The following is a 22136-nucleotide window of genomic DNA, read 5'->3' on the forward strand; positions in this document are numbered from 1 at the left end:
AAACGGAGGACCCCATGGGTATTTTCGATTTTCTGACCGGTGAATTCATCGACGTCATCCACTGGACGGACGACACCCGCGACACGATGGTCTGGCGCTTTGAACGCGAAGGCCACGAGATCAAGTACGGCGCCAAGCTGACCGTCCGCGAAGGCCAGGCCGCCGTCTTTGTCCACGAGGGGCAGCTGGCCGATGTCTTCACCCCCGGCCTGTACATGTTGGAAACCAACAACATGCCGATCCTGACCACGCTGCAGCACTGGGACCACGGGTTCAAATCGCCGTTCAAGTCCGAGATCTATTTCGTCAACACGACCCGGTTCAACGACCTGAAATGGGGCACCAAGAACCCGATCATGCTGCGCGATCCGGAGTTCGGCCCGACCCGCATCCGCGCCTTCGGCACCTATTCCGTGCGCGTGTCCGACGCCGCGAAATTCCTGACCGAGATCGTCGGCACCGACGGCGAATTCACGATGGACGAGATCAGTTTCCAGATCCGCAACGTGATCGTGCAAGAGTTTTCCCGCGCCATTTCCGCCTCGGGGATTCCGGTGCTGGACATGGCCGCCAACACCGCCGACCTGGGCAAGCTGATCGCCACCGAGATCGCCCCCACGATCGCCGAATACGGCCTGTCGATCCCCGAATTGTATATTGAAAACATCAGCTTGCCCCCGGCGGTCGAGGCCGCGCTGGACAAGCGGACCTCGATGGGTCTGGCGGGCGATCTGGGCAAGTTCACCCAGTATTCCGCCGCCGAGGCCATGACCGCCGCCGCCCAGACGCCCAATTCGGGCATGGGGGCAGGGCTTGGCATGGGGATGGGCATGGCGATGGCGCAGAACATGGCGCGCACGGGGCCGTGGGGCGCCGTGCCTCAGGCGGCGCAGCCTGCCGCGCCCGTCGCTGCGCCCCCGCCCCCGCCGGTCGAAAAGGTCTGGCACATCGCCGTGGACGGCCAGACGCAGGGGCCGTTCTCGCGCGCGACGATGGGGCGGATGGCCTCGGACGGCAGCCTGACGCGCGAAACCCATGTCTGGACCGCCGGTCAGGACGGTTGGAAACACGCCGAGGACGTGCAGGAACTGGCGCAGCTGTTCACCATCCTGCCGCCTCCTCCGCCGCCGCCCGCAGGCTAAGACATGACACAGGTCATCCGCAGCTCTGACTGCGAAAACTCGCCCCGCAATCAACGGGTTGAGCAGATCGCCCTGGCCCTTCTGGGTGCGGGCGACCTGCCCGACTCGGTGCTGTCCGAAGGCGCGGTCTGGGACCGTAACGGCGGTGCCATCTCGGGGCGCGCGGCGATCCAGACCCTGCGCGCCACCCTGCCCCGATGCGAGGAAATCCGCGTCGATCAGGTGGTCAGCCACGGCAAGGCGGGCACCGCCTCGGGCACGTTGCGCCGTCCGGGCCAGCGCGACCGGCTGTTCTGCCACGTGATCCGCTTCACATCGACCGCCGCCAGCGAAATCGCCCAGATCGTCAGTTTCGAACATGCCGGAGGGGCGCATGGCCGATAATTCCGAACACCGCTTTCCCTGCGATCAGTGCGGCGCGGACATGCGCTTCGATCCCAAGGCCGGGCAGCTGATCTGCGACCATTGCGGCCACACCGAACCCGTTCAGGACAAGGGCCTCTGGAAAGGCGGTGCCATCCGCGAGCTGGATTTCAAACAAGCGCTGGACAACTTGCTGCCCGCCCAGGACATCGAGGAAATCCGCACCACCAAATGCCCCAATTGCGGCGCCGAGGTCGAGTTTTCCGAGGCCACCCACGCCCTCGAATGCCCGTTCTGCGCCACGCCCGTCGTCACCGACACCGGCACGCATCGCCAGATCAAGCCGCGCGGCGTGCTGCCCTTCGTGCTGAACGAGGGTCAGGCGCGTGAAGCGATGACCCGTTGGCTGGGGAAATTGTGGTTCGCGCCCAATGGCTTGCAGGAATACGCCCGCAAGGGCCGCAAGATGGACGGCATCTATGTCCCCTACTGGACCTTCGACGCCGACACCAAATCCGCCTATCGCGGCGAGCGCGGCACGACCTATTACGTCACCGAAACCGTGATGCGCGACGGCAAGCCCGTGCAGGTGCAGGTCCCGAAAATCCGCTGGACTCCGAAATCGGGCCGCGTGGCGCGGTTCTTTGACGACGTGCTGGTGCTGGCCTCGCGCAGCCTGCCGGGGCGCTATACCGACGCGCTGGAGCCGTGGGATCTGTCCGCGCTGAAGCCCTATCAGCCGCACTTTCTGGCCGGATTCCGGGCCGAGGGCTACTCGGTCGAGCTGGACCAGGGCTATGACATTGCCCGCGAAAAGATGAACCGTGTGATCGAGCGCGACGTGCGTTTCGACATCGGCGGTGATCAGCAGCGCATTCACGATATCCAGACCCAGATCAGCGATGTTACGTTCAAACATATCCTGCTGCCTGTCTGGCTGGCGGCGTACAAATATCGCGGAAAAACGTACCGTTTCGTGATCAACGGCCAAACCGGGCGGGTACAGGGCGAGCGTCCCTGGTCGGCCTGGAAGATCGCCTTCGCGGTGGTACTGGGCTTGATCGTGGCGGGGATCGTTGGCTACATCGCCGCACAAAATCAATGACTTACCCTTGGGGAGGGGACATGACCGAAGAGTTTGACGCGTTTGACGCCCTGATGCATCGCCGCCATTCCTGCCGCGGATTCCGGCCCGATCCGGTGCCGCGTGACGTGGTCGAACGCATCGTCCGCGCCGCCTCGCGCGTGCCGACCTGGTGCAACGCCCAACCCTGGCAAGTGATCGTGACCGACGGGGCCGAGACTGACCGGTTCCGCGACGTGATTCATGCCGCCGCCTCGAGCCAAGCAGCGCAGCCCGATTTGGACTGGCCCAAACAATATCTTGGGGTCTATCAGGACCGGCGCCGCACATGTGGCCTGCAATTGTACGACGCCGTGGGCGTGACGCGGGGCGACCGGGTGGCCTCGGGCAAGCAGATGATGGAGAACTATCGCCTGTTCGGCGCGCCGCACGTGGCCATCGTGACGTCCGAGGCGGATCTGGGCACCTATGGCGTGATGGATTGCGGGGGGTTCGTGGCGGCCTTCACCGTCGCGGCCGAGGCAGTCGGCGTGGCCAGCATCGCGCAGGCGGCGGTTGCGGCCTTTGCACCGACCGTTCGGGCGCATTTCGGCATTCCGGATAACCGGTTGATTTTATGCGCGATTTCCTTTGGATATGAGGACACCAGCCATCCGGCCAACGGGTTCCGCACCGCACGGGCGGACATGGATGAGGTGATCGACTGGCGCTGAGGGGGCCAGCCCCCTCTCCGTTGAAATCTACGATTTCAACGCATTCACCCCCGGGATATTTGGAAAAAGAAGAAGCCCTTGCATATCAACGGGATATGGGGGATTTTCCCGATGTTCAGCGAGAGGATTGGCGCCATGAGAGCCTTGTTGCAGCGGATTTCCGAAGCCTCGGTTTCTGTCGACGGTAGCGTGATCGGGCGGAGTGGCCCCGGGCTGCTGATCCTGATCTGCGCGATGGCCGGAGACAGCGAGGCGCAGGCCGATCAGATTGCCGCAAAGATCGCTAAGCTACGGATTTTCAAGGATGAATCCGGCAAGATGAATCGCTCGATCCGGGATGCGGGCGGATCGGCTTTGGTGGTGAGCCAGTTCACCCTGGCGGCAGACACGTCGCGGGGCAATCGGCCGGGGTTTTCGACTGCGGCACCGCCAGACGAGGGCAAGCGCCTGTATGAATATTTCGCCAAGCGATTGGAATCCGAAGGAATTTCCGTCGAGACCGGCGAATTCGGCGCGGATATGAGCGTGGCGCTGGTCAATGACGGGCCGGTCACGATCTGGGTCGAGGTCTGATCGGACGCCGCCTTAACCTTCGATACACCCACGAAATTGTAAGATTCTTGGGGATTTTCGTACGCTCTGAAACCAGTCGGCGCGGGGGCCCCTCTTCCCCCGCGCCTCTGGTCGTCGTACCGGGCCACTGGCCGCGTATGCCGGTGCCGAACCCCACGTTTGCCGCTTCCCCTCAGAAACGCGACTGGCGCAACCCCTCATGCACCTGTCGCTGCGGCGAACCTCCCGTTCGGTCGGACGCGACCGACGCCCCCCATGAGACAGGAGGGGGCGCTGGCCCGGCGATGATCGTCAGACGATCACAGAACAGCGAGTCGCGCAAGCCTGATCAGGCGAAATCGTCTGACAAAGTGTCGGCGCGCGGGGCGGCACGCAGCGATGAGCACAGTGATTTTGGGATTGTCTGGTACGGGCGGCCGGATTCGAACCGGCATGGCCTTTCGGCCTAGAGATTTTAAGTCTCCTGTGTCTACCGTTCCACCACGCCCGCCTACAGAGTTGCGGACAATAGCCGATCAATCAGGCGTGTAAAGGCGCGAAACGCGCTACAACTTCTCACCCTTGGGTGGCGCAAGCAGGTGGCGTTCGGGCAGCCAGGGGTTCAGCGCAAGGGCCTGTTTCAGCACCTGCTGGGCCTGGTCCTGCTGGTTCAGCCCCATCAGCGCCAGCGCCTTGCCGGTCATCGCCGCCACATGGGTCGGCGACAGGCGCAGCGCCACGTCAAGATCGGTCAGCGCGGCCTGGTAATCCTCGCGCATGAAATTGACAAAGGCGCGCTGGTTGTAGCCCTCGGCATAGTCGGGGCAATAGGCGACAAGGCGGTCGAATTCCTGCGTGGCCCCCAGAAAATCATACGAGGCGCGCTTGCTGATGCCGGTGTCCAGCGCCGCCTGGGCGGCCTCATCCGGGGCGTCGGTCCACAATTCCCACAGCTGGTTGGTCAGCAGGCGGGCGTCCTGCTCGGTCTTGGCGGCGCGGATCTGGGTCAGCACGTCCTCGATCGCGGCGGCATGATCGGGGGGCGCGGGACAGGCCCACGCCGCAGCACCGGACAGCATCAACGCCATGACAGACAGGATACGCATCCCCCTAATCTGGAGCGTTTTCGAACCCCGTCAAGGCAGGCGCTTGACCCCGGCCGGAAAACCCCGGATCGTGCGCCCATGTTTCCGATCCGCGACCATAACCCATCGTCCAGAACGCCCTTCGTCACCTATGCGCTGATCGCGGTGAACGTGCTGGTGTTCCTTGGCTACATGGACCATTTCAACAACGATTACGCGCTGGCCGCGTTCTTTGACCGCTACGCGCTGATCCCGGCCCATATCGCGCAGGGGCGCGACTATGACACGCTGTTCACCACGATGTTCATGCATGCGGGGCTGATGCACCTGGCCGGGAACATGCTGTTCCTGTGGATCTTTGGCGACAACATGGAGGACGCGATGGGCCATGTCGGCTTTGCGCTGTTCTACCTGGCCTCGGGGTTGGCCGCCAGCCTGGCCCATGTCATCGCCGCCCCCTGGAGCGAGGTGCCCACCGTCGGCGCCTCGGGGGCGATCGCGGGGGTGATGGGCGGCTACCTGCTGCTGTATCCCAAGGCCAAGATCGACATCCTGTTCATCTTCATCATCTTCTTCCGCATCTTCGCGATCCCGGCCTGGGCGATGCTGGGCGTGTGGTTCCTGCTGCAACTGGTCTCGGGCAGCGCAGCCGATGCGTCGATGGGCGGGGTGGCCTACTGGGCCCATGCCGGCGGTTTCATCGCGGGCTTCGCGCTGACCATGCCGATCTGGCTGCGCCGGGGCGGTCCGGGATACTGGAGCCGCACCCACGGCCTGCCCCCCAACCCCGAGGCCAAGTACGCCTTCGCCAGATCCTCGATCCCCATCGTCAGGAGACGCCGGAAATGACTCACAAACTAACCTGCCACTGCGGCGCCGTCGAACTGGCGGTCGAGTTGAGCGACGGCTTCAACACAGCGCGCCGCTGCGACTGCTCGTTCTGCCGCCGTCGGGGCGCGATTGCGGTGTCAGCCCCGCTGGACGGCATCCGGATCGTCAAGGGCGAGGACACGCTGACGCTGTACCAATGGGGCACGATGACGGCGAAACACTACTTCTGCTCGATCTGCGGCATCTACACCCACCACCAGCGCCGCTCGAACCCCAACGAATACGGCGTCAACGTCGCCGCCATCGAAGGCGTGAACCCCCGCGACCTCGGCGAGGTTCCGTGGGCGGACGGTGTGAACCACCCAAAGGACCGGGCAAGCTGAAACCGGCCCTGCGGGGCGAGTATTTGGGATCAGAAAGAAGCAGGCTTCTTCTTTTTGAAAATATCCCGGGGTGAATTCGTTGAAAACGCAGTTTTCGACGGAGAGGGGCAGCGCCCCTTTGCTACCTGATCTTCATCACGATGCAGGTGGTCGAGCCCGTCGCATAAAGTTTGCCGTCCTCGACGCCGACGATCTCGCCATTGGCGATGCCGGTCGAGCGGCCCACGTGTTGCGCCACGCCGATGGCCTGAACCTGGGTTCCCAGCGGGATCGGGCGCAGGATGTTGATCTTGTATTCCAGCGTTGTGTAGACGCTGCCGCGCGGGACCTTGGTCATCACCGCGCAGGCCATGCAGCTGTCCAGCACCGTGCCGTACCAGCCGCCATGCACCGTGCCCATCGGGTTCGTGGTCTGGAAGGTGGGCGTGCCGGTGAACACGACGCGGCCGTCTGCAACCTCGGTCAGGCGATAGTTCAGCAGATGCGCGATGGGCGGACCGGCGGTTTCGCCGTTGGCCATCTTCTGCATCGCCTCCAGCCCCGACATGGACAGAAACTCGTCCTGGCTGGGCAGATCTTCGGGCGATTTCGCCACCATGCGTTCGTTCATATCGCGCCCCCCTCACATGTTCGCATGTGAAGGGTGACGCGGCAGGGCGTATCCCGCAAGGGGGTGTTACGCAACGTTTTCCAGCGAGACCTTGGGCGCGACGCCAAGGGCGTGGCAGACGTCGCGGGTCAGCTCGGGGCGGTTCAGCGTGTAGAAGTGCAGGCTGTCCACGCCGCCGTCGATCAGATCCGAGCACAGCTCGGTCGCCAGTGCGGTGGCCAGCAGGTCCTGACGGCCATCGCGCTCGGCCTTCTCGAAGGCGTCGTCCAGCCAGGCGGGCACGTCGGTGCCGCAGCGGCGGGCGAAGTTGCGCGCGCCCTTCCAGTTCTCGATCGGCAGGATGCCGGGGATGATCGGCTTGTCGATGCCGGCCTTTTCGCAGGCGTCGCGGAAGCGGAAAAAGGTCTCGGCCTCAAAGAAGAACTGGGTCAGGGCCTCGTCCGCGCCGGCGTCGAACTTGCGCTTCAGGTACTCGACATCCGCAGTGGCCGAGCCTGCCTCGGGGTGCTTTTCCGGGTAGGCGCCGACGCGCAGCTTGAACTTGCCGGTTTCGGCCAGCGCCTCGATCAGCTCAACCGACGAGGCAAAGCCCTCGGGGTGGGGCTGGAACGCGCCGGTGCCTTTGGGCGGGTCGCCGCGCAGGGCGACGATTTCATTCACGCCAGCGGCGGCGAACTGGTCCGCAATCGCCAGGGTTTCCGCCTTGGTGGCGTTCACGCAGGTCAGGTGCGCGGCCACGTTCAGGCCCGAATGCTTGTGGATCGTCGCCACGGCATCGCGGGTCAGATCGCGGGTGGTGCCACCGGCGCCGTAGGTCACGGACACGAAACGCGGGGCCAGCGGGGCCAGCACCTGAACGGTATCCCACAAGCGGAACGAGGCCTCCAGGTTCTGGGGCGGGAAGAATTCAAAGGAAACGGTGGGCGCGGTCATGTCGGTATCCATCATCTGAAGTTGCCCCCTTGTCGCCGATTCTGCTTTGTGAGACAACTTCATAAAATTAATGACCAACATGAGCCGCATTCACATATGCACGTCGAGTTCCGCCACCTGCGCACCATCAAGGCCATCCACGAGGCCGGCGGCATGGCCCGCGCCGCCGATATCCTGAACATCACGCAATCGGCTTTGTCCCACCAGATCAAGTACCTGGAGGACCAGACCGGGGTCGAGCTGTTCGTGCGCCGCTCGAAGCCGCTGAAACTGTCGGCCGCCGGAATGCGCCTGCTGCGCGCCGCCGACCGCATCCTGCCGGAAATCGCAGCGCTCGAGGAAGAATTCAAAGGCATCGTCACCGGCAACATGGGCCGCCTGCACATCGCCATCGAATGCCACGCCTGTTTCGAATGGCTGTTCCCGGTGCTGGACCAGTTCCGCAAGGCCTGGCCCGATGTCGACGTGGACATCCGCCCCAACCTGGCCTTCGACGCCCTGCCCGCGCTGGCCAAGGAAGACGTCGACCTGGTGATCTCCTCCGACCCCGAGGATATCCCCGGCGTCACCTTCCTGCCGCTGTTCGACTATTCCCCGGTCTTCGTCGCCTCCTCGCAGAACCCGCTGGCCCAGAAGGACTACATCGACCCCGAGGATTTCCGCTCCGAGACCCTGTTCGCCTACCCGGTGGACCGCTCGCGCCTCGACATCTTCAAACTGCTGCTGCAACCCGCCGGGATCGAGCCCGCCAATATCCGCCGCGTCGAACTGACCGCGATGATCCTGCTGCTGGTCGCCTCCAACCGCGGCGTCGCGGTGCTGCCCGACTGGGTCGTACGCGAGGTGAAATACAACTCCGACTACGTCACCCGCCCGCTGACAAAACACGGCCTGACCCGCCGCCTTTACGCCGCCGTGCGCACCGATGACGCCACGCGCCCCTATTTCGCGCATTTCACCCGCCTCGCGCGCACCGAAGCGGTCAAACTGCAACGCCAATAGCCTTCTTCTTTTTCCAAATATCCCGGGGGTGAAGGGGGAAAATCTGCGATTTTCACCCAAGGGGGCTGGCCCCCTGCGCCCTATCCGGTTGGCAAACCGGTTTTGCCGCCTTATCCCTTGGCAAACAGGGCCGCGAGGGGTATAGGCGCGGCTTGACCAATCAGGAGCCGACCGATGCAAGGCAGTGCAAATCTCAACATCATGATCAAGGCCGCCCGCAAGGCAGGCCGCTCGCTGGTGAAGGATTTCCGCGAAGTCGAGAACCTGCAGGTCTCGATGAAGGGCGCCGGGGACTTCGTGTCCAAGGCCGACATCGCCGCCGAGAAGATCCTCAAGGACGAGCTGATGGGCGCGCGCCCCACCTATGGCTGGCTGGGCGAAGAAGGTGGCGAAGAGGCCGGACAAGACCCGACCCGCCGCTGGATCGTCGACCCTCTGGACGGCACCACCAACTTCCTGCACGGCCTGCCGCACTGGGCGATCTCGATCGCGCTGGAGCATAAGGGCCAGATCGTCTCGGCGGTGATCTACGACGCCGCCAAGGACGAGATGTTCTACGCCGAAAAGGGCATGGGCGCCTGGCTGAACGATTCCAACCGTCTGCGCGTCTCAGGCCGCAACCGGATGATTGAATCGATCTTCGCCACCGGCATTCCCTTTGCCGGCAAGCGCACCCTGCCCGCAACGCTGCAGGACCTGGCCCGCATCATGCCCGAATGTGCTGGCGTGCGTCGCTGGGGCTCGGCCGCGCTGGACCTGGCCTATGTGGCCGCCGGCCGCTACGACGGCTTCTGGGAGCGCGAGCTGAACATCTGGGACATCGCCGCCGGTTACCTGATCGTGCAAGAGGCAGGCGGCATGGTCGGCCCGATCCGCGACGGCCATGACCCGCTGCAAGACGGCGACATCGTTGCCGCCAACGGCGAGATTTTCGAGCGTTTCGCCAAGGTCATCCGCGCCCGCGACTGACCCAAGCCCTACCCGGCCTGACGGCGCAGCGTCACCGCTGCGTCCGCGCGCAGGGCGGTTTCGTGATAGCGTTCGGACGGGTCCAGCCCGACCCGCCGCCGCCGTCGCAGCAAGAACAGTTTCCCCCAATCGCGCCACGTCCCGACCGAGGGCGCATCTGGATCGCACGGAAACCGTGCGCGCCATCCGGCGGGCAGGATCAGCCCGGCGCGCTCGGCCTGTTCCAGCATCCAGACCAGCGGGATATTCGACAGCGGGCGCGCATCCGCATGCCCACCGATCTGCCCCCCGACATCCCCGTGCGAGCCTTTGAACCAGACCTGCTCGATCCGGTCAGCGGTGGTGTCGTCGCTGGTCCAGAGCACCGGCTCGAACACTTGGCGGGTCTCGTCCAGCGCCAGCGCGTGGCAGCCATGCTGGATCGACGGCCCCAGAGTGTGGTTGTGAAAGGCGTGGTCCGCCTCGCTCCAGCGCCACAAAAGCGGCAGGCGCAGGCCCAGTGATTTCACTGTATCCCACACGCCAACCATCTGAATTTCAACGCTTTCATGGCAATGCGCGCGTACGAAACTGCGCGCCGCAGGGCTGCCCGGCGTCATCTGGTAATAGCGGTAGGCCTGGGTGATGTTCCGCTCGGTCGCGTGGTGGGCGCGCAGCAGGCCCACCGTGTCGATCACCCCCGCCAGCGAGCGCACCGCAAAGGCGCCCCGCGAATAGCCCAGCAAGAAGATGCGGTCGCCGGGGTGGTAGCGGCTGGCGAGATAGCCATAGGCGCGGCGAATCTGACGGTTGATGCCGCGCCCCATCAGCACCGCCTTTGCGTCGCGCCAGCTGTGCATTTGCAGGCCCGATTCGTAGTAGACCGAGACCGGCGCGCCGACCTCGCTCAGCAGGCGGTAGGTCAGGCCGGCTTTGGTTTCATGGCCCGGCTCCAGCGTGGACAGCGTGCCGTCCAGGATGATGACATGCGTCAACGGCCCCCGGGTCGGGGATTGCGGGGCCGAGTGTTTGGCCCGGTCGCCCGGCCAAACCCGGCTGAGGAGCCGTTCAGCAAGCCGTCTCAGCATCCTGCAAATACTCCCATACGCGGCCCGGGGTCAGCGGCATGTCGACCCGGCGCACGCCGCGATCCCACAACGCATCCAGCACCGCATTCGTCGCCGCGGCCATCGCGCCGACCGTTCCCGCCTCGCCGCAGCCCTTCATGCCCATCGGGTTGGCGGTCGAGGGCACGGGTTCGGTTTCAAACCGCACAAACGGCATGTCCGCGGCGCGCGGCATGGCGTAGTCCATGAAGGTCGCGGTCAGCAACTGGCCGTCGGGGTCATAGACCGTCTGCTCCATCAGCGCCTGACCGATGCCTTGGGCGACGCCGCCATGCACCTGCCCCTCGGCCAGCAAGGGATTGATAAGGTTGCCGAAATCGTCAACGACAGAGTAACGCACCAGATCGACCTTGCCGGTATCGGGGTCCACCTCGACCTCGGCCACATGGGCACCGTTGGGGAAAGAGCGCGCGGGCAGCGTGGCCCGCTCTTCGTGCACCAGCAGATCGTCGCGGCCATCGGCCCGGGCCATCTGCGCGGCCTCCAACAGCGTTGGCGTCATGTTGGACCCCGGCGCGCGGAAGGTTTCGTCATCGAACTGCACGGCCGCCTCCTCCACGCCCATCTTTTCGGCGACGTAGGGCACGAAGGCCGTCACCATCTTGGCCACCGTCGCCAGCGTCGCGTTCGCCTGCACCGTGACCGAGCGCGACCCGCCCGTGCCGCCGCCCTGCTTGATACGGTCGGAATCGCCCTGCACGACCGAGATCAGGTCGAACGGAATCCCGGTCTGGTCCGACAGGAACTTGGCATAGACCGTTTCATGGCCCTGCCCGTTCGATTGCGTGCCGACATAGATTGTCACGGTTCCGTCCTCGTTGAACTCGACCTTCGCGCCTTCCGAAGGATCGCCGAGAATGCTTTCGATATAGTAACACAGCCCCATGCCGCGCAGTTTGCCCTGCGCTTCACTTTCGCGTTTGCGCGCGGCGAACCCGGCCTTGTCGGCAAAGCGTTCGGCATGGTCCAGCACGCGGGCGAAATCGCCGACGTCATAGGTCTCGCCCGTGGCGGATTTATAGGGGAATTTCGACGGCGGGATGAAGTTCTTGCGGTGCAAATCCCACACGTCCACGCCCAGCTGGCGCGCGGCGGCGTCCATCATCCGTTCCAGCAGATAGTTCGCCTCGGGGCGGCCCGCGCCGCGATAGGCGTCGGTGTAGACGGTGTTGGTGTAGAACCCCTGCGTATGCAGATAGGTCGCCTGCACGTCATACGTCCCCATCAACACGCGCGAGAACAGCTGCGTCTGCATGATCTGCCCGAAGTTCGAGTTATACGCGCCCAGATTCGACAGCGTATCCACCCGGTAGCCGATGATCCGGTGATCGGCGTCAAAGGCCAGCGCGGCGGTGCTGACCAGATCGCGGCCGTGGTGGTCGGACAGCATCGCCTCGGTCCGGTCGGACATCCAGCGCACCGGGCGGCCCAGCACCATCGCGGCATGGGCGCAGGCGTAATATTCAGGGTAAGGCGGGGCCTTCATGCCGAACCCGCCGCCCACATCGGGCATGGTGACGCGCACGTTTTCGGGGTCCAGATTCAGGACGCGGGCGAATTGCGCCTTCGGCCCCCAGACCCCCTGCCCGTTAAAGCACACATGCAGGCGCGCCCCGTCCCATTCGGCGTAACAGCCGCGCGGCTCCAGCGAATTGACGATGACGCGGTTGTCGCCCACCTCCAGCCGCACCACGTGGGCAGCGCGGGCAAAGGCGGCCTCGCAGGCGTCCTCGTCCCCAAGACCCCAGTCAAAGGCCACGTTGTCGGGCACGTCGTCATGGATGGGGGCGCCGCCGGGCGCCATGTCCATCTTGGCCTCGATCTCGTAGAAATCCAGCTCGATCAGCTCGCTGGCGTCCTTGGCCTGCTCATAGCTGTCGGCGATGATCATCGCGATGGGTTCGCCGACATAGCGCAGCTTGTCCACCGCAAGAATCGGCCGGAACGGGCTGGCCGCCGGGCTGCCATCGCGGTTCTTGATGGTGATGCCCCACAGCGATTTGTCCACGCCCGCCGCGATCAGCTCCGGCCCGGTCAGCACCAGATGCACGCCGTCAGCCTGCGCGGCGTCCGACACATCCAGCCCCGAGATCCCGCCATGGGCGACCGGGGACCGCAGCACATAGGCATGCAACGCCCCCTCGGGCGCGATGTCATCGACATACCGTCCCTGCCCGGTCAAAAACCGTTGATCCTCGACCCGGGTGATCGGCTGAGCCTTCCCGAATTTTTCCATGCGCCTGTCCTCTCGCGTCCCCTTGGGCCCGAGATTAGCGGGACTACGCGCGCTGTCCAGTGGCCGGGGCTACAGTGACGCGACGGTGATCGGATCGCCCACGCCATAGCCGTTGAACCGCGTCGCAATCGCCAGCGAATAGGCCCCCATGCCGGAAAACAGCACATAGTCGCCCTCGGCCGTATCCTCGGGAAAAGGCACCGGCTCGGGCAGACGGTCCAGGCTGTCGCAGGTCGGCCCAAAGGCCACGCGCGGCACAGGCGCACCCCTGCGCGGCTGGCCCGCAGCTTCCAGCACCTGCACCCGGTCACTGCCGCAAATGTCGCGCAACTCGCTGAGCGCGCCATAGATGCCGTCGTTCAGGAACACCGCCCCGTTGGGCCGCAGCGCCTTGACGCGGGTCGCCAGCGTGAACGCCTCGGCCACCATCGCGCGGCCCGGCTCGCAGACCAGCGCGGGGGGCTGCGGAAAATGCGCGCGCGTCGCCTCGCCGATCCGGGCAAAGACCCGCTCCAGATCCGGCGCGTCGCCGTGGCGATGAGCGGCAAAGCCCCCACCCACGTTCAACCGCGCCAAGGGCACACCCGCGCGCGCCGAAACCTCGGCCGCAACGCGGATATATGCCACCCAGGCCTCGGGGTCCGTGCATTGCGTGCCGGGATGAAAGGTGATCGCCGGCACATGCCCGCGCGCGGCAACCTCGCGCAGCAGATCCACCGCCGCATCCGGCCCAACGCCGAATTTCGCCCCGAAATCATAGGCCGCGCCCTTGACCGGCAGCGCCAGCCGCACCGACACCTCGATCCCGCCCAAGGGGGCCAGCTTGTCCAACTCGGCCACACAATCGACCGAGGCAGACTGCACCCCGACCGCCGCCGCCACTTCCTGAACCGAGCGCACGGGATTGTTGTAATGCAGCGCCGCATCCGGGCAGACCGCCCGCACCGCCGCGATCTCGGACGGAGAGGCCACGTCGAACCCGCTGACGCCCGCCGCCACCAGATTGACCAACACCTCGGCCCGCGCATTGGCCTTGACCGCATAGGTCACAAGGCCGGGAAACCCGTCAATGAACCGCCGCGCCTGCCGCTGCAGCACCAAGGGGCTGAAATACATCACCGCATGATCGGGCCGCTGACGGCGCAAATGGGTCACCGGGTCCAGCCAATAGGGTTCAGCGCGCATGGGGTCTCTCCTGTTGATTTTCCTTCACAGTGCAAGCAATTTCGGTCGATTTGCGCAGGCAGAGCGCCTATAGTGACGACAATTTCTGGCGAAACGCAGGTCCGATCATGCCAAGCGACGAAATCGACACGCAACTCCTGGCCCTTCTGGCCGAAAACGCCCGGATGCCGGTGGCCACGATGGCCCGCCGCATGGGGCTGGCACGCACGACGGTGCAGGCCCGGCTGGAAAAGCTGGAAACCAACGGCACGATCGAGGGCTACACCCTGCGCCTGGGCGCCACCCTGCGCCCCCGCCTGCGCGCCACGGTGCTGCTGAGTGTGGAACCCCGCGCCGGTGCGGCAATCCTCGCGCGCCTGAAATCCCTGCCCCAGGTCGCCGCCGTGCACACCGCCTCGGGCCGCTTCGACATGATCATCAACCTCGCCGCCGACACGACCGAGGAAATGGACGCCGTGCTCGACCGCATCTGCGAAGGACAAGGCGTGCGCAGTTCGGAAAGCCTGATCCACCTCAGCACCAAGATCGACCGCCGCACCTGAGGGGCCAGCCCCTCTTGGCCTTCGGCCAATTCACCCCGGAGTACTTTCGATCAGAAAGAAGCATAGGTTTCTTTCTGAATAAAATACTCCGGGGTTTGGGGCAGCGCCCCAAGACGCTGCCACAGGCGCCGCCGCGTGATCAAGCGCCTTTCCCTTCGCGCGTCAATTCGCTAGACGGGTCCGCAACGGAAGACACGACAAGAGTTCTGGATCATGGCGATGGAAAAGACCTTTGACGCGGCCGAGGCTGAAGGCCGCATTTACGCAGCCTGGGAAAAGGCTGGCTGCTTTACTGCGGGCGCGAATGCCAAGCGGGCGGAAACCTTCTGCATCATGATCCCGCCGCCCAACGTCACCGGGGCATTGCATGTGGGCCACGCCTTCAACAACACGCTGCAGGACATCCTGGTGCGCTGGCACCGGATGCGCGGCTTTGACACGCTCTGGCAGCCCGGTCAGGACCATGCCGGTATCGCCACGCAGTTGCAGGTCGAGAAGATGCTGGCCGCCAAGGGCCTGCCGGGTCGGCGCGATCTGGGGCGCGAGGCGTTCCTGGACAAGGTTTGGGAGTGGAAGGGCCAGTATGGCGGCACCATCATCAACCAGCTGAAGCGTCTGGGCTCGTCTTGCGACTGGTCGCGCAACGCCTTCACCATGTCCGGCGCGCCCGGTGCGCCTGCCTCGGACCAGAGCGGCAATTTCCACGACGCCGTGATCAAGGTCTTCGTGGACATGTACAACAAGGGCCTGATCTATCGCGGCAAGCGTCTGGTCAACTGGGACCCGCATTTCGAGACCGCCATTTCCGATCTGGAGGTCGAGAACATCGAGACCCCCGGCCATATGTGGCACTTCAAATACCCGCTGGCCGGCGGCCAGACCTACACCTATGTCGAGAAGGACGAGGACGGCAACGTCACCTTCAGCGAGGAGCGGGATTACATCTCGATCGCCACGACCCGCCCGGAAACCATGCTGGGTGACGGCGCGGTGGCAGTGCATCCCTCGGATGAACGCTATGCCCCCATCGTCGGCAAGCTGTGCGAAATCCCGGTGGGCCCGAAAGAGCACCGCCGCCTGATCCCGATCATCACCGATGAATACCCCGATCCGACCTTTGGCTCGGGCGCGGTGAAGATCACCGGCGCGCATGATTTCAACGACTACCAGGTGGCCAAGCGCGGTAACATCCCGATGTACCGCCTGATGGACACGCGCGGGCAGATGCGCGCGGATGGCCCCTCGTATGCTGACAGCGCGATGGAAGCCCAGAAATACGCCGGCGGCGCGCCCTTCACCGAGATGCAGGTGGACGCGCTGAACCTGGTTCCCGACGAGCTGCGCGGGCTGGATCGCTTCGAAGCGCGGGCGCTGGTCGTCCAGCAGATCACCGACGAGGGGCTGGCCGTCATGACCACCGAAACCGTGGTGGACGAGGACGGCGGCAAGACCGAGCGCGCGATCCCCTATGTCGAAAGCAAGCCGATCATGCAGCCCTATGGCGACCGCTCGAAGGTCGTGATCGAGCCGATGCTGACCGACCAGTGGTTCGTTGAGACCACCAAGATCGTTGGCCCGGCGCTGGAGGCCGTACGCACCGGCAAGACCAAGATCATCCCCGAAAGCGGCGAGAAGACCTATTACCACTGGCTGGAAAACATCGAGCCTTGGTGCATCTCGCGCCAGCTGTGGTGGGGCCACCAGATCCCCGTGTGGTACGGTCTGGACCTGGCTGCCGAGGACTTTGTCGATGACGAGGGCGACGGCGATCTGGACGTCGTTGAACTGGGCCGCCTGCTGAACGAAGGCGGGATGCTGCACCGGGGCGACGTGCTGCACTGCGCCGCCAGCTTTGACGAAGTGACCGCGAAATTCCTGGACGACAACGCGCGCATCCCCGCGCCGCTGTCCCATGCCCGCGTGATCGAGGTCGCCGACAAACACGCCGCGATCCACGCCTTCGCGGAATCGCTGGCGCACTACGCCGTGGATCAGGACCCGACCAAGCTGACCTACCCGGTCTGGCGTGACCCCGACGTGCTGGACACCTGGTTCAGCTCGGGCCTGTGGCCCATCGGCACGCTGGGCTGGCCGGAACAAACGCCTGAACTGGCTAAATATTTCCCGACCGATGTGCTGATCACCGGCTTCGACATCCTGTTCTTCTGGGTGGCGCGCATGATGATGATGCAGCTGGCCGTGGTCGACGACATCCCCTTCCACACCGTCTATCTGCACCAGCTGGTGCGCGACGAGAAGGGCAAGAAGATGTCGAAGACGACCGGCAACGTCATCGACCCGCTGGAGATCATCGACGAATACGGCGCCGACGCGCTGCGCTTTACCAATGCCTCGATGGCGGCGATTGGCGGCGTGCTGAAACTGTCCGAGGAACGCATCAAGGGCTACCGCAACTTCGGCACCAAGATCTGGAACGCCACCCGTTTCGCCGAGATGAACGAGGTCTACGCGAACGGCGCCCCCTCGGCCGAGATCCCCTCGGCCACCGCGCCCGTGAACAAGTGGATCATCGGCGAAACCGCCCGCGTCCGCGAAGCCGTGGACGAGGCGCTGACCGCCTACCGCTTCAACGACGCGGCCTCGGCGCTTTACGCGTTTGTCTGGGGCAAGGTCTGCGACTGGTACGTGGAACTCTCGAAACCGCTGCTGATGGACGGCTCGGACGCTGAAAAGACCGAAACCCGCGCCGTGATGGGCTGGGTGCTGGATCAATGCCTGATCCTGCTGCACCCGATCATGCCCTTCGTGACCGAGGAACTGTGGTCGGTCACCGGCGAACGGCCCAAGATGCTGGTCCATGCCGATTGGCCCGAATATGCCTCGGCCGACCTGATCGACGCGGATGCCGACAAGGAAATGACCTGGGTGATTTCGCTGATCGAAGAGGTCCGCTCGGCCCGCGCGCAGATGCACGTGCCGGCAGGGCTTTACGTGCCGATGCTGGTCACCGCGCTGGACGACGCCGGCCGCGCCGCATGGGAACGCAACGAAGTGCTGATCAAGCGCCTGGCCCGCATCGACAGCCTGACCGACGTGACCGAATTCCCCAAAGGCTGCGCCACGATCCCGGTCGAAGGCGGCACCTTCGGCATGCCGCTCGCCGACATCATCGACGTCGCCGAGGAGAAATCCCGCCTCGAGAAGACCCTGGGCAAACTGGCAAAAGAACTGGGCGGCCTGCGTGGCCGGTTGAACAACCCCAAGTTCATCGACAGCGCACCCGAGGAAATCGTCGAGGAAACCCGCGACGCCCTGGCGCTGAAAGAGGACGAAGAGGCGAAACTCAAAGCCGCCTTGGCCCGTCTGGCCGAGCTGGGCTGATCAAAGATCAGCCTCGCCTGCGGCGGGCGGGAGGCGCCGGGCGTTGCCCGGCGCGGTCGTCCTCAGCCCGTGTCTCGCCTTATCGCTAACGGTCAGGCTGGAATTGAGTATTTGAATCAGAAAGAAGCCAGCTTCTTCTTTTTTCAAATATCCCAGGGTGAATTCGTTGAAAACGCAGTTTTCGACGGAGAGGGGCAGCGCCCCTGAAACCCGAGAAGGCGGCCCCTTGGGCCGCCTTTGAGTTATCCAGCGCGCGCGGCACGCGCGCACCGTTGGGTCATTTGAAGTTGGGTACGCGCTTTTGCATGTTGGCCATGATCGCTTCCATCTGGTGCGGTTTGCCGATCAGCGCGGCCTGTTCGCGGCTTTCCTCGTGCAGCACCGTGGCCTCGTCCGCGCCGCTTTCCGACACTGCGATCAGGCGCTTTGCGGCGCGCATGGCCGAGGGGCTTTTGAGTGCCATCTGGCCGGCCAGCTCCATCGCCCGTGCCAGCGGGTCGGCGGACAGTTCCGTGACCAGCCCCATGCCCTGCGCCGCTTCGGCGCCGACCTGATCGGCGGTGTAGATCAGCTGCCGCAGCACGTCCGAGCGCATCAGTTTCGGCAGGATCACCATGCCGCCCATATCGGGGACCAGGCCCCATTTCATCTCCATCACTGACAGGCGCGTTTCGGGGTGGGCGATGCGGATATCCGCCCCAAGCGCCAGTTGCAGCCCGCCGCCGAACGCCACCCCGTGCAGGGCTGCGATCACCGGCACCTCAAGCTGGGTCCAGACCATGCACACCTGCTGAAACAGGTTCGCCGCACCATGGCTGCGGGGCATCACCAGCTCGACCGGGTCTGCCCCGGCGAACTTTCCGAAATTGGCGACGTCCAGTCCTGCGCAAAAGGCCGGCCCCTCGCCCGACAGCACCACGACGCGCACGTCGTTGTTGCCTTTCAGCCCTTCGCCCGCGGCGACGATGGCCTCGACCATGTCATTGTCCAGGGCGTTCATCTTGTCGCCCCGGGTCAGGGTCACGCGGGCGATGTGGTTTTCGATCTCGACGGATACGCGGGCCATTTGGGTCTCCTCCTTGCGGTTGGCGGCAGTATCGGCCATTCGGCCCCGATTGCCACTGGAACGTGGGGGCACGCGTAGCATCTTGCCCAGCCCCCCGGCTTGCGCTTATCTGCTGGCCATGACCGGACCCAGATACACCCCGCTTGTCGCCTCGCTTCCTGCCACCGTGCCCTTCGTCGGGCCCGAAGCGCAAGAGCGCGCCAATGGACGCCCCTTCAAGGCCCGCCTTGGCGCGAACGAGAACGTCTTTGGCCCCTCCCCGCGCGCCATCGCCGCGATGAGCGAGGCCAGCGCCGGCCAGTGGATGTATGGCGACCCCGAGAGCCACGACCTGCGCACCGCGCTGGCCGCCCAACACGGCATCCGCCCGCAGAATATCGTGGTCGGCGAGGGCATCGACGGCCTGCTGGGCTACCTGGCCCGAATGCTGGTCGAGCCGGGCGACACCGTCGTCACCTCGGACGGGGCCTATCCCACCTTCAACTACCACGTCGCGGGCTTTGGCGGCGTGCTGCACAAGGTGCCCTACACCGGCGATCACGAAGACCCCGCCGCCCTGTTCGCCAAGGCGGCCGAGGTGGGCGCCAAGATCGTCTATCTCGCCAACCCCGACAACCCGATGGGCACCTGGCACAAGGGCGCCGACATCGTGGCCGCGATGGACACCCTGCCCGACGACACCCTGCTGATCCTGGACGAGGCTTACGTCGAATTCGCCCCCGAAGGCACCGCCGCCGAGGTCGACATCGAAGACCCCCGCCTGATCCGCATGCGCACCTTTTCAAAGGCTTACGGCATGGCAGGCGCGCGCGTCGGCTATGCCCTTGGGGCCGAGCCGCTGATCACCGCCTTCAACAAAATCCGCAACCATTTCGGCATGAACCGCGCCGCCCAGATCGGCGCGCTGGCCGCCTTGCAGGATCAGGATTATCTCAAGCAAACCGTCGCCAACGTCGCCGCCGCCCGCACCCGCATCACGGCCATCGCCGCGAAAAACGGCCTCAGCGCCCTGCCCTCGGCCACCAATTTCGTCGCCGTGGATTGCGGCCAGGACGGCACCTTCGCCCGCCGCGTCCTGACCGAGCTGGTCTCCCGCGGCCTCTTCGTCCGCATGCCCTTCGTCGCACCACAGGATCGCTGCATCCGCATCAGCGCGGGCACGCCGAACGACCTGAACCTGCTGGAAACCGTGCTGCCCCAGGCGCTCTCGGCCGCCCGCGCGGGCTGACCACGACAACGTGATCCCGGGCGCACACGGCCCCGGCTAATCTGGCCCCGAATCCCATATCGGAGCCAGACATGCCCGCCTTCCGCCTCGCCCTGCCCCTGCTGATGACGCTCGCCTTGCCGCTGCACGCGGAAACCGCGCAACACCAAGGCCACACGCAACACGCCGCCACCGCGGCCGAGCAAGCCTACGCCGACATCAACGCCACGATGCATACGCAAATGAACATCCAGTTCACCGGCAACCCCGACGCCGATTTCATCCGTGGCATGATCCCGCACCACCAGGGCGCCGTCGCCATGGCGCGCGTCGTGCTCGAACACGGCTCCGACCCCGAGGTCCGCAAACTGGCCGAGGCCGTCATCGCCGCCCAGGAAACCGAGATCGCCTGGATGCAGGACTGGCTGGCCCGCAACGGCCACTGATCCCTTCTTCTTTTTCCAAATATCCCGGGGTGAATTGGCCAAAGGCCAAGAGGGGCAGCGCCCCTCCTACCCCTGCGAAATCACCCGCGCGGCGGCATCCAGCGCGCCGGGGCCGTAGGGCAGTTTCAACGCGTCAAACCCCGCCTGGATCGAGCCGACCAGCCCCATCACCATCTGCGCGTTGACATGGCCCATATGGCCGATGCGGAAAAACCCTTCGCCCTTGGGATCGTCCGGCTCGGACATGCCCAGCCCCACCCCCAGCGTCAGCCCCGCCTCGTGCTCGGTCCAACGGCGCAGGGCGGTGCCATGCGGCGCGCCGATCCGCAGCGCCGTCACCGCGTGGCTACGATTGGCCGGGTCTGTCACGTTCAGCGTCAGCGGCCCACCCGCACCCCAGGCCTCGGCCGCAGCCCAGATCGCGCGGGCCAGCGTGGCGTGGCGCGCCCAGACGTTCTCCATCCCCTCGGTATGGATGATCTCCAGCGAGGCGCGCAGCCCGTACAGGTGATGCGTCGGCGCGGTGCCCCCGAAATACTGGTAAAAGAACTCGGGCCGCGCACGCGGCGTCCAGTCCCAATAGCGGCTGACCCGCTCCATGCCCTTGCGGCGCTCGGCGGCGCGTTCGTTGAAGAACACCAGTCCCAGGCCCGGCGGCACCATCAGCCCCTTCTGGCTGGCCGCAACCATCACGTCGACGCCCCACAGGTCCATCTCGAACACGTCACAGCCCAGCGAGGCGATGCAATCCGCCATCAACAGGGCCGGATGCCCGACCGCGTCCAGCACCTGCCGCAGCCCCGCGATGTCATTGCGCACCGAGCTGGAGGTGTCCACATGCGTCGCCAGCACCGCCTTGATCCTGTGCGCCTTATCCGCCCGCAGCGCCTCTTCGACCCGGTTCAGGTCGAACGGCACCTTGCGCCCGAAATCCAGCACCTGCGTTTCGATCCCCAGCCCCTGCGCCTGATCGGCCCAGCCGTGGCCAAACCGCCCCGTCGCCGGCACCAAAGCCAGATCGCCGGGGGCCAGCACGTTGGACAGGGCCGCCTCCCATGCGCCGTGGCCGTTGGCGATGTAGATCACTGCGTCATGCGCCGTGCGCGCCACCCGTTTCAGGCCGCGCATGATGCCGTCCATCATTTCGACCACTTCGCCCTCGTAGATGTTGGGCGCGGCGCGATGCATTTCGCGCAGGACCGCCTCGGGCATGACCGAGGGGCCGGGAATGGCAAGGTAGGAACGACCGTTGGCAAGGCTCATGGCGGCAAACTCCGTAGGACAACTCGCCGACCCTACGCCCCTGCGCGGCGGCGTCAACGCCGCAAAGCTACGGCAC

General features: G+C 65.2%; 21 protein-coding genes and 1 tRNA gene. 13 read left to right on the top strand and 9 right to left on the bottom strand.

Features of this window, described 5'->3' with window-relative positions:
* The first annotated feature begins 14 nt into the window (after positions 1 to 14).
* From E7681_RS05225 to dtd, 5 genes are all read left to right on the top strand, one after another.
* Entirely contained in the window at positions 15 to 1142 is a 1128-nt protein-coding gene (locus E7681_RS05225) for an SPFH domain-containing protein (RefSeq protein ID WP_136338217.1), read from the top strand.
* Between the two features lie 3 nt (positions 1143 to 1145).
* Entirely contained in the window at positions 1146 to 1526 is a 381-nt protein-coding gene (locus E7681_RS05230) for a nuclear transport factor 2 family protein (RefSeq protein WP_136338218.1), read from the top strand.
* Positions 1516 to 2610 carry a TFIIB-type zinc finger domain-containing protein gene (locus E7681_RS05235; protein WP_136338219.1) on the top strand — a complete coding sequence of 365 codons (1095 nt, stop codon included), beginning with the start codon at positions 1516 to 1518 and terminating at the stop codon, positions 2608 to 2610. The genes E7681_RS05230 and E7681_RS05235 overlap by 11 nt, the downstream gene beginning before the upstream one ends.
* A gap of 20 nt (positions 2611 to 2630) precedes the next feature.
* Complete coding sequence (locus E7681_RS05240) at positions 2631 to 3302, top strand: nitroreductase (RefSeq protein WP_136338220.1); 672 nt, start codon at positions 2631 to 2633, stop codon at positions 3300 to 3302.
* 135 nt (positions 3303 to 3437) lie between these two features.
* Positions 3438 to 3875 (top strand): D-aminoacyl-tRNA deacylase, encoded by a 438-nt coding sequence (gene dtd / locus E7681_RS05245; protein ID WP_136338221.1) that lies wholly within the window; start codon positions 3438 to 3440, stop codon positions 3873 to 3875.
* 404 nt (positions 3876 to 4279) lie between these two features.
* On the opposite strand, the gene E7681_RS05250 is transcribed toward dtd, so the two are convergent.
* Both E7681_RS05250 and E7681_RS05255 read right to left on the bottom strand, forming a co-directional pair.
* Positions 4280 to 4365 (bottom strand) — tRNA-Leu (locus E7681_RS05250).
* A 55-nt stretch (positions 4366 to 4420) separates the two neighbouring features.
* Positions 4421 to 4960 carry a tetratricopeptide repeat protein gene (locus tag E7681_RS05255; RefSeq protein WP_136338222.1) on the bottom strand — a complete coding sequence of 180 codons (540 nt, stop codon included), beginning with the start codon at positions 4958 to 4960 and terminating at the stop codon, positions 4421 to 4423.
* 78 nt (positions 4961 to 5038) lie between these two features.
* On the opposite strand from E7681_RS05255, the gene E7681_RS05260 reads away from it, so the two are divergent.
* Both E7681_RS05260 and E7681_RS05265 read left to right on the top strand, forming a co-directional pair.
* On the top strand, positions 5039 to 5788 hold the full coding sequence (locus tag E7681_RS05260; RefSeq protein ID WP_136338223.1) for a rhomboid family intramembrane serine protease: 750 nt from the start codon (positions 5039 to 5041) through the stop codon (positions 5786 to 5788).
* Positions 5785 to 6153 (top strand): GFA family protein, encoded by a 369-nt coding sequence (locus tag E7681_RS05265; protein WP_136338224.1) that lies wholly within the window; start codon positions 5785 to 5787, stop codon positions 6151 to 6153. The genes E7681_RS05260 and E7681_RS05265 overlap by 4 nt, the downstream gene beginning before the upstream one ends.
* Positions 6154 to 6274: 121 nt before the next feature.
* On the opposite strand, the gene E7681_RS05270 is transcribed toward E7681_RS05265, so the two are convergent.
* Together E7681_RS05270 and metF are read right to left on the bottom strand one after the other, a co-directional pair.
* Positions 6275 to 6763, bottom strand: a complete 489-nt coding sequence (locus E7681_RS05270; protein ID WP_246032407.1) for a PaaI family thioesterase — start codon at positions 6761 to 6763, stop codon at positions 6275 to 6277.
* Between the two features lie 66 nt (positions 6764 to 6829).
* Positions 6830 to 7696 carry a methylenetetrahydrofolate reductase [NAD(P)H] gene (metF, locus tag E7681_RS05275; protein ID WP_136338463.1) on the bottom strand — a complete coding sequence of 289 codons (867 nt, stop codon included), beginning with the start codon at positions 7694 to 7696 and terminating at the stop codon, positions 6830 to 6832.
* A gap of 96 nt (positions 7697 to 7792) precedes the next feature.
* Between metF and E7681_RS05280 the strand changes: the two genes are divergently transcribed.
* Entirely contained in the window at positions 7793 to 8698 is a 906-nt protein-coding gene (locus E7681_RS05280; RefSeq protein WP_136338225.1) for a LysR family transcriptional regulator, read from the top strand.
* Positions 8699 to 8872: 174 nt separating this feature from the next.
* The gene (locus E7681_RS05285) at positions 8873 to 9667 is read left to right on the top strand and encodes an inositol monophosphatase family protein (protein WP_136338226.1); all 795 of its coding nucleotides are present in this window, start codon (positions 8873 to 8875) and stop codon (positions 9665 to 9667) included.
* 8 nt (positions 9668 to 9675) lie between these two features.
* On the opposite strand, the gene E7681_RS05290 is transcribed toward E7681_RS05285, so the two are convergent.
* The 3 genes from E7681_RS05290 to E7681_RS05300 form a co-directional block, all read right to left on the bottom strand.
* Positions 9676 to 10734 (bottom strand): DUF2235 domain-containing protein, encoded by a 1059-nt coding sequence (locus tag E7681_RS05290; protein ID WP_136338227.1) that lies wholly within the window; start codon positions 10732 to 10734, stop codon positions 9676 to 9678.
* Positions 10715 to 13009 (bottom strand): xanthine dehydrogenase family protein molybdopterin-binding subunit, encoded by a 2295-nt coding sequence (locus E7681_RS05295; RefSeq protein WP_136338228.1) that lies wholly within the window; start codon positions 13007 to 13009, stop codon positions 10715 to 10717. The genes E7681_RS05290 and E7681_RS05295 overlap by 20 nt, the downstream gene beginning before the upstream one ends.
* A gap of 69 nt (positions 13010 to 13078) precedes the next feature.
* Positions 13079 to 14194: a type III PLP-dependent enzyme gene (locus tag E7681_RS05300; protein WP_136338229.1), complete on the bottom strand. Its 1116-nt coding sequence runs from the start codon at positions 14192 to 14194 to the stop codon at positions 13079 to 13081.
* Positions 14195 to 14301: 107 nt separating this feature from the next.
* Here E7681_RS05300 and E7681_RS05305 point away from each other — a divergent pair, with 107 nt between their 5' ends.
* Positions 14302 to 14736, top strand: a complete 435-nt coding sequence (locus tag E7681_RS05305) for an Lrp/AsnC family transcriptional regulator (protein ID WP_136338230.1) — start codon at positions 14302 to 14304, stop codon at positions 14734 to 14736.
* 213 nt (positions 14737 to 14949) lie between these two features.
* A complete protein-coding gene (locus E7681_RS05310; RefSeq protein WP_136338231.1) occupies positions 14950 to 18078 on the top strand; it encodes a valine--tRNA ligase in 3129 nt (1042 codons plus the stop codon).
* Between the two features lie 277 nt (positions 18079 to 18355).
* On the opposite strand, the gene E7681_RS05315 is transcribed toward E7681_RS05310, so the two are convergent.
* A complete protein-coding gene (locus E7681_RS05315; RefSeq protein ID WP_136338232.1) occupies positions 18356 to 19144 on the bottom strand; it encodes a crotonase/enoyl-CoA hydratase family protein in 789 nt (262 codons plus the stop codon).
* Between the two features lie 118 nt (positions 19145 to 19262).
* Between E7681_RS05315 and E7681_RS05320 the strand changes: the two genes are divergently transcribed.
* Both E7681_RS05320 and copM read left to right on the top strand, forming a co-directional pair.
* Positions 19263 to 20372, top strand: a complete 1110-nt coding sequence (locus tag E7681_RS05320) for a pyridoxal phosphate-dependent aminotransferase (protein ID WP_136338233.1) — start codon at positions 19263 to 19265, stop codon at positions 20370 to 20372.
* A gap of 71 nt (positions 20373 to 20443) precedes the next feature.
* Positions 20444 to 20797: a CopM family metallochaperone gene (gene copM, locus E7681_RS05325; RefSeq protein WP_136338234.1), complete on the top strand. Its 354-nt coding sequence runs from the start codon at positions 20444 to 20446 to the stop codon at positions 20795 to 20797.
* Between the two features lie 66 nt (positions 20798 to 20863).
* On the opposite strand, the gene E7681_RS05330 is transcribed toward copM, so the two are convergent.
* Complete coding sequence (locus tag E7681_RS05330) at positions 20864 to 22060, bottom strand: pyridoxal-phosphate-dependent aminotransferase family protein (RefSeq protein WP_136338235.1); 1197 nt, start codon at positions 22058 to 22060, stop codon at positions 20864 to 20866.
* Positions 22061 to 22136 lie beyond the last annotated feature (76 nt).

This window comes from Thalassobius vesicularis, assembly GCF_004799325.1.
Classification (GTDB): Bacteria; Pseudomonadota; Alphaproteobacteria; order Rhodobacterales; family Rhodobacteraceae; genus Thalassobius; species Thalassobius vesicularis.

Coding starts and splice junctions, on each gene's coding strand:
- E7681_RS05235 (WP_136338219.1), top strand. CDS start 1,516: ATGGCCGATAATTCCGAACACCGCTTTCCCTGCGATCAGTGCGGCGCG.
- E7681_RS05225 (WP_136338217.1), top strand. CDS start 15: ATGGGTATTTTCGATTTTCTGACCGGTGAATTCATCGACGTCATCCAC.
- E7681_RS05300 (WP_136338229.1), bottom strand. CDS start 14,194: ATGCGCGCTGAACCCTATTGGCTGGACCCGGTGACCCATTTGCGCCGT.
- E7681_RS05295 (WP_136338228.1), bottom strand. CDS start 13,009: ATGGAAAAATTCGGGAAGGCTCAGCCGATCACCCGGGTCGAGGATCAA.
- E7681_RS05270 (WP_246032407.1), bottom strand. CDS start 6,763: ATGAACGAACGCATGGTGGCGAAATCGCCCGAAGATCTGCCCAGCCAG.
- E7681_RS05330 (WP_136338235.1), bottom strand. CDS start 22,060: ATGAGCCTTGCCAACGGTCGTTCCTACCTTGCCATTCCCGGCCCCTCG.
- E7681_RS05280 (WP_136338225.1), top strand. CDS start 7,793: ATGCACGTCGAGTTCCGCCACCTGCGCACCATCAAGGCCATCCACGAG.
- E7681_RS05265 (WP_136338224.1), top strand. CDS start 5,785: ATGACTCACAAACTAACCTGCCACTGCGGCGCCGTCGAACTGGCGGTC.
- E7681_RS05260 (WP_136338223.1), top strand. CDS start 5,039: ATGTTTCCGATCCGCGACCATAACCCATCGTCCAGAACGCCCTTCGTC.
- E7681_RS05285 (WP_136338226.1), top strand. CDS start 8,873: ATGCAAGGCAGTGCAAATCTCAACATCATGATCAAGGCCGCCCGCAAG.
- metF (WP_136338463.1), bottom strand. CDS start 7,696: ATGACCGCGCCCACCGTTTCCTTTGAATTCTTCCCGCCCCAGAACCTG.
- E7681_RS05230 (WP_136338218.1), top strand. CDS start 1,146: ATGACACAGGTCATCCGCAGCTCTGACTGCGAAAACTCGCCCCGCAAT.
- E7681_RS05310 (WP_136338231.1), top strand. CDS start 14,950: ATGGCGATGGAAAAGACCTTTGACGCGGCCGAGGCTGAAGGCCGCATT.
- E7681_RS05255 (WP_136338222.1), bottom strand. CDS start 4,960: ATGCGTATCCTGTCTGTCATGGCGTTGATGCTGTCCGGTGCTGCGGCG.
- E7681_RS05290 (WP_136338227.1), bottom strand. CDS start 10,734: ATGCTGAGACGGCTTGCTGAACGGCTCCTCAGCCGGGTTTGGCCGGGC.
- E7681_RS05315 (WP_136338232.1), bottom strand. CDS start 19,144: ATGGCCCGCGTATCCGTCGAGATCGAAAACCACATCGCCCGCGTGACC.
- E7681_RS05305 (WP_136338230.1), top strand. CDS start 14,302: ATGCCAAGCGACGAAATCGACACGCAACTCCTGGCCCTTCTGGCCGAA.
- dtd (WP_136338221.1), top strand. CDS start 3,438: ATGAGAGCCTTGTTGCAGCGGATTTCCGAAGCCTCGGTTTCTGTCGAC.
- copM (WP_136338234.1), top strand. CDS start 20,444: ATGCCCGCCTTCCGCCTCGCCCTGCCCCTGCTGATGACGCTCGCCTTG.
- E7681_RS05240 (WP_136338220.1), top strand. CDS start 2,631: ATGACCGAAGAGTTTGACGCGTTTGACGCCCTGATGCATCGCCGCCAT.
- E7681_RS05320 (WP_136338233.1), top strand. CDS start 19,263: ATGACCGGACCCAGATACACCCCGCTTGTCGCCTCGCTTCCTGCCACC.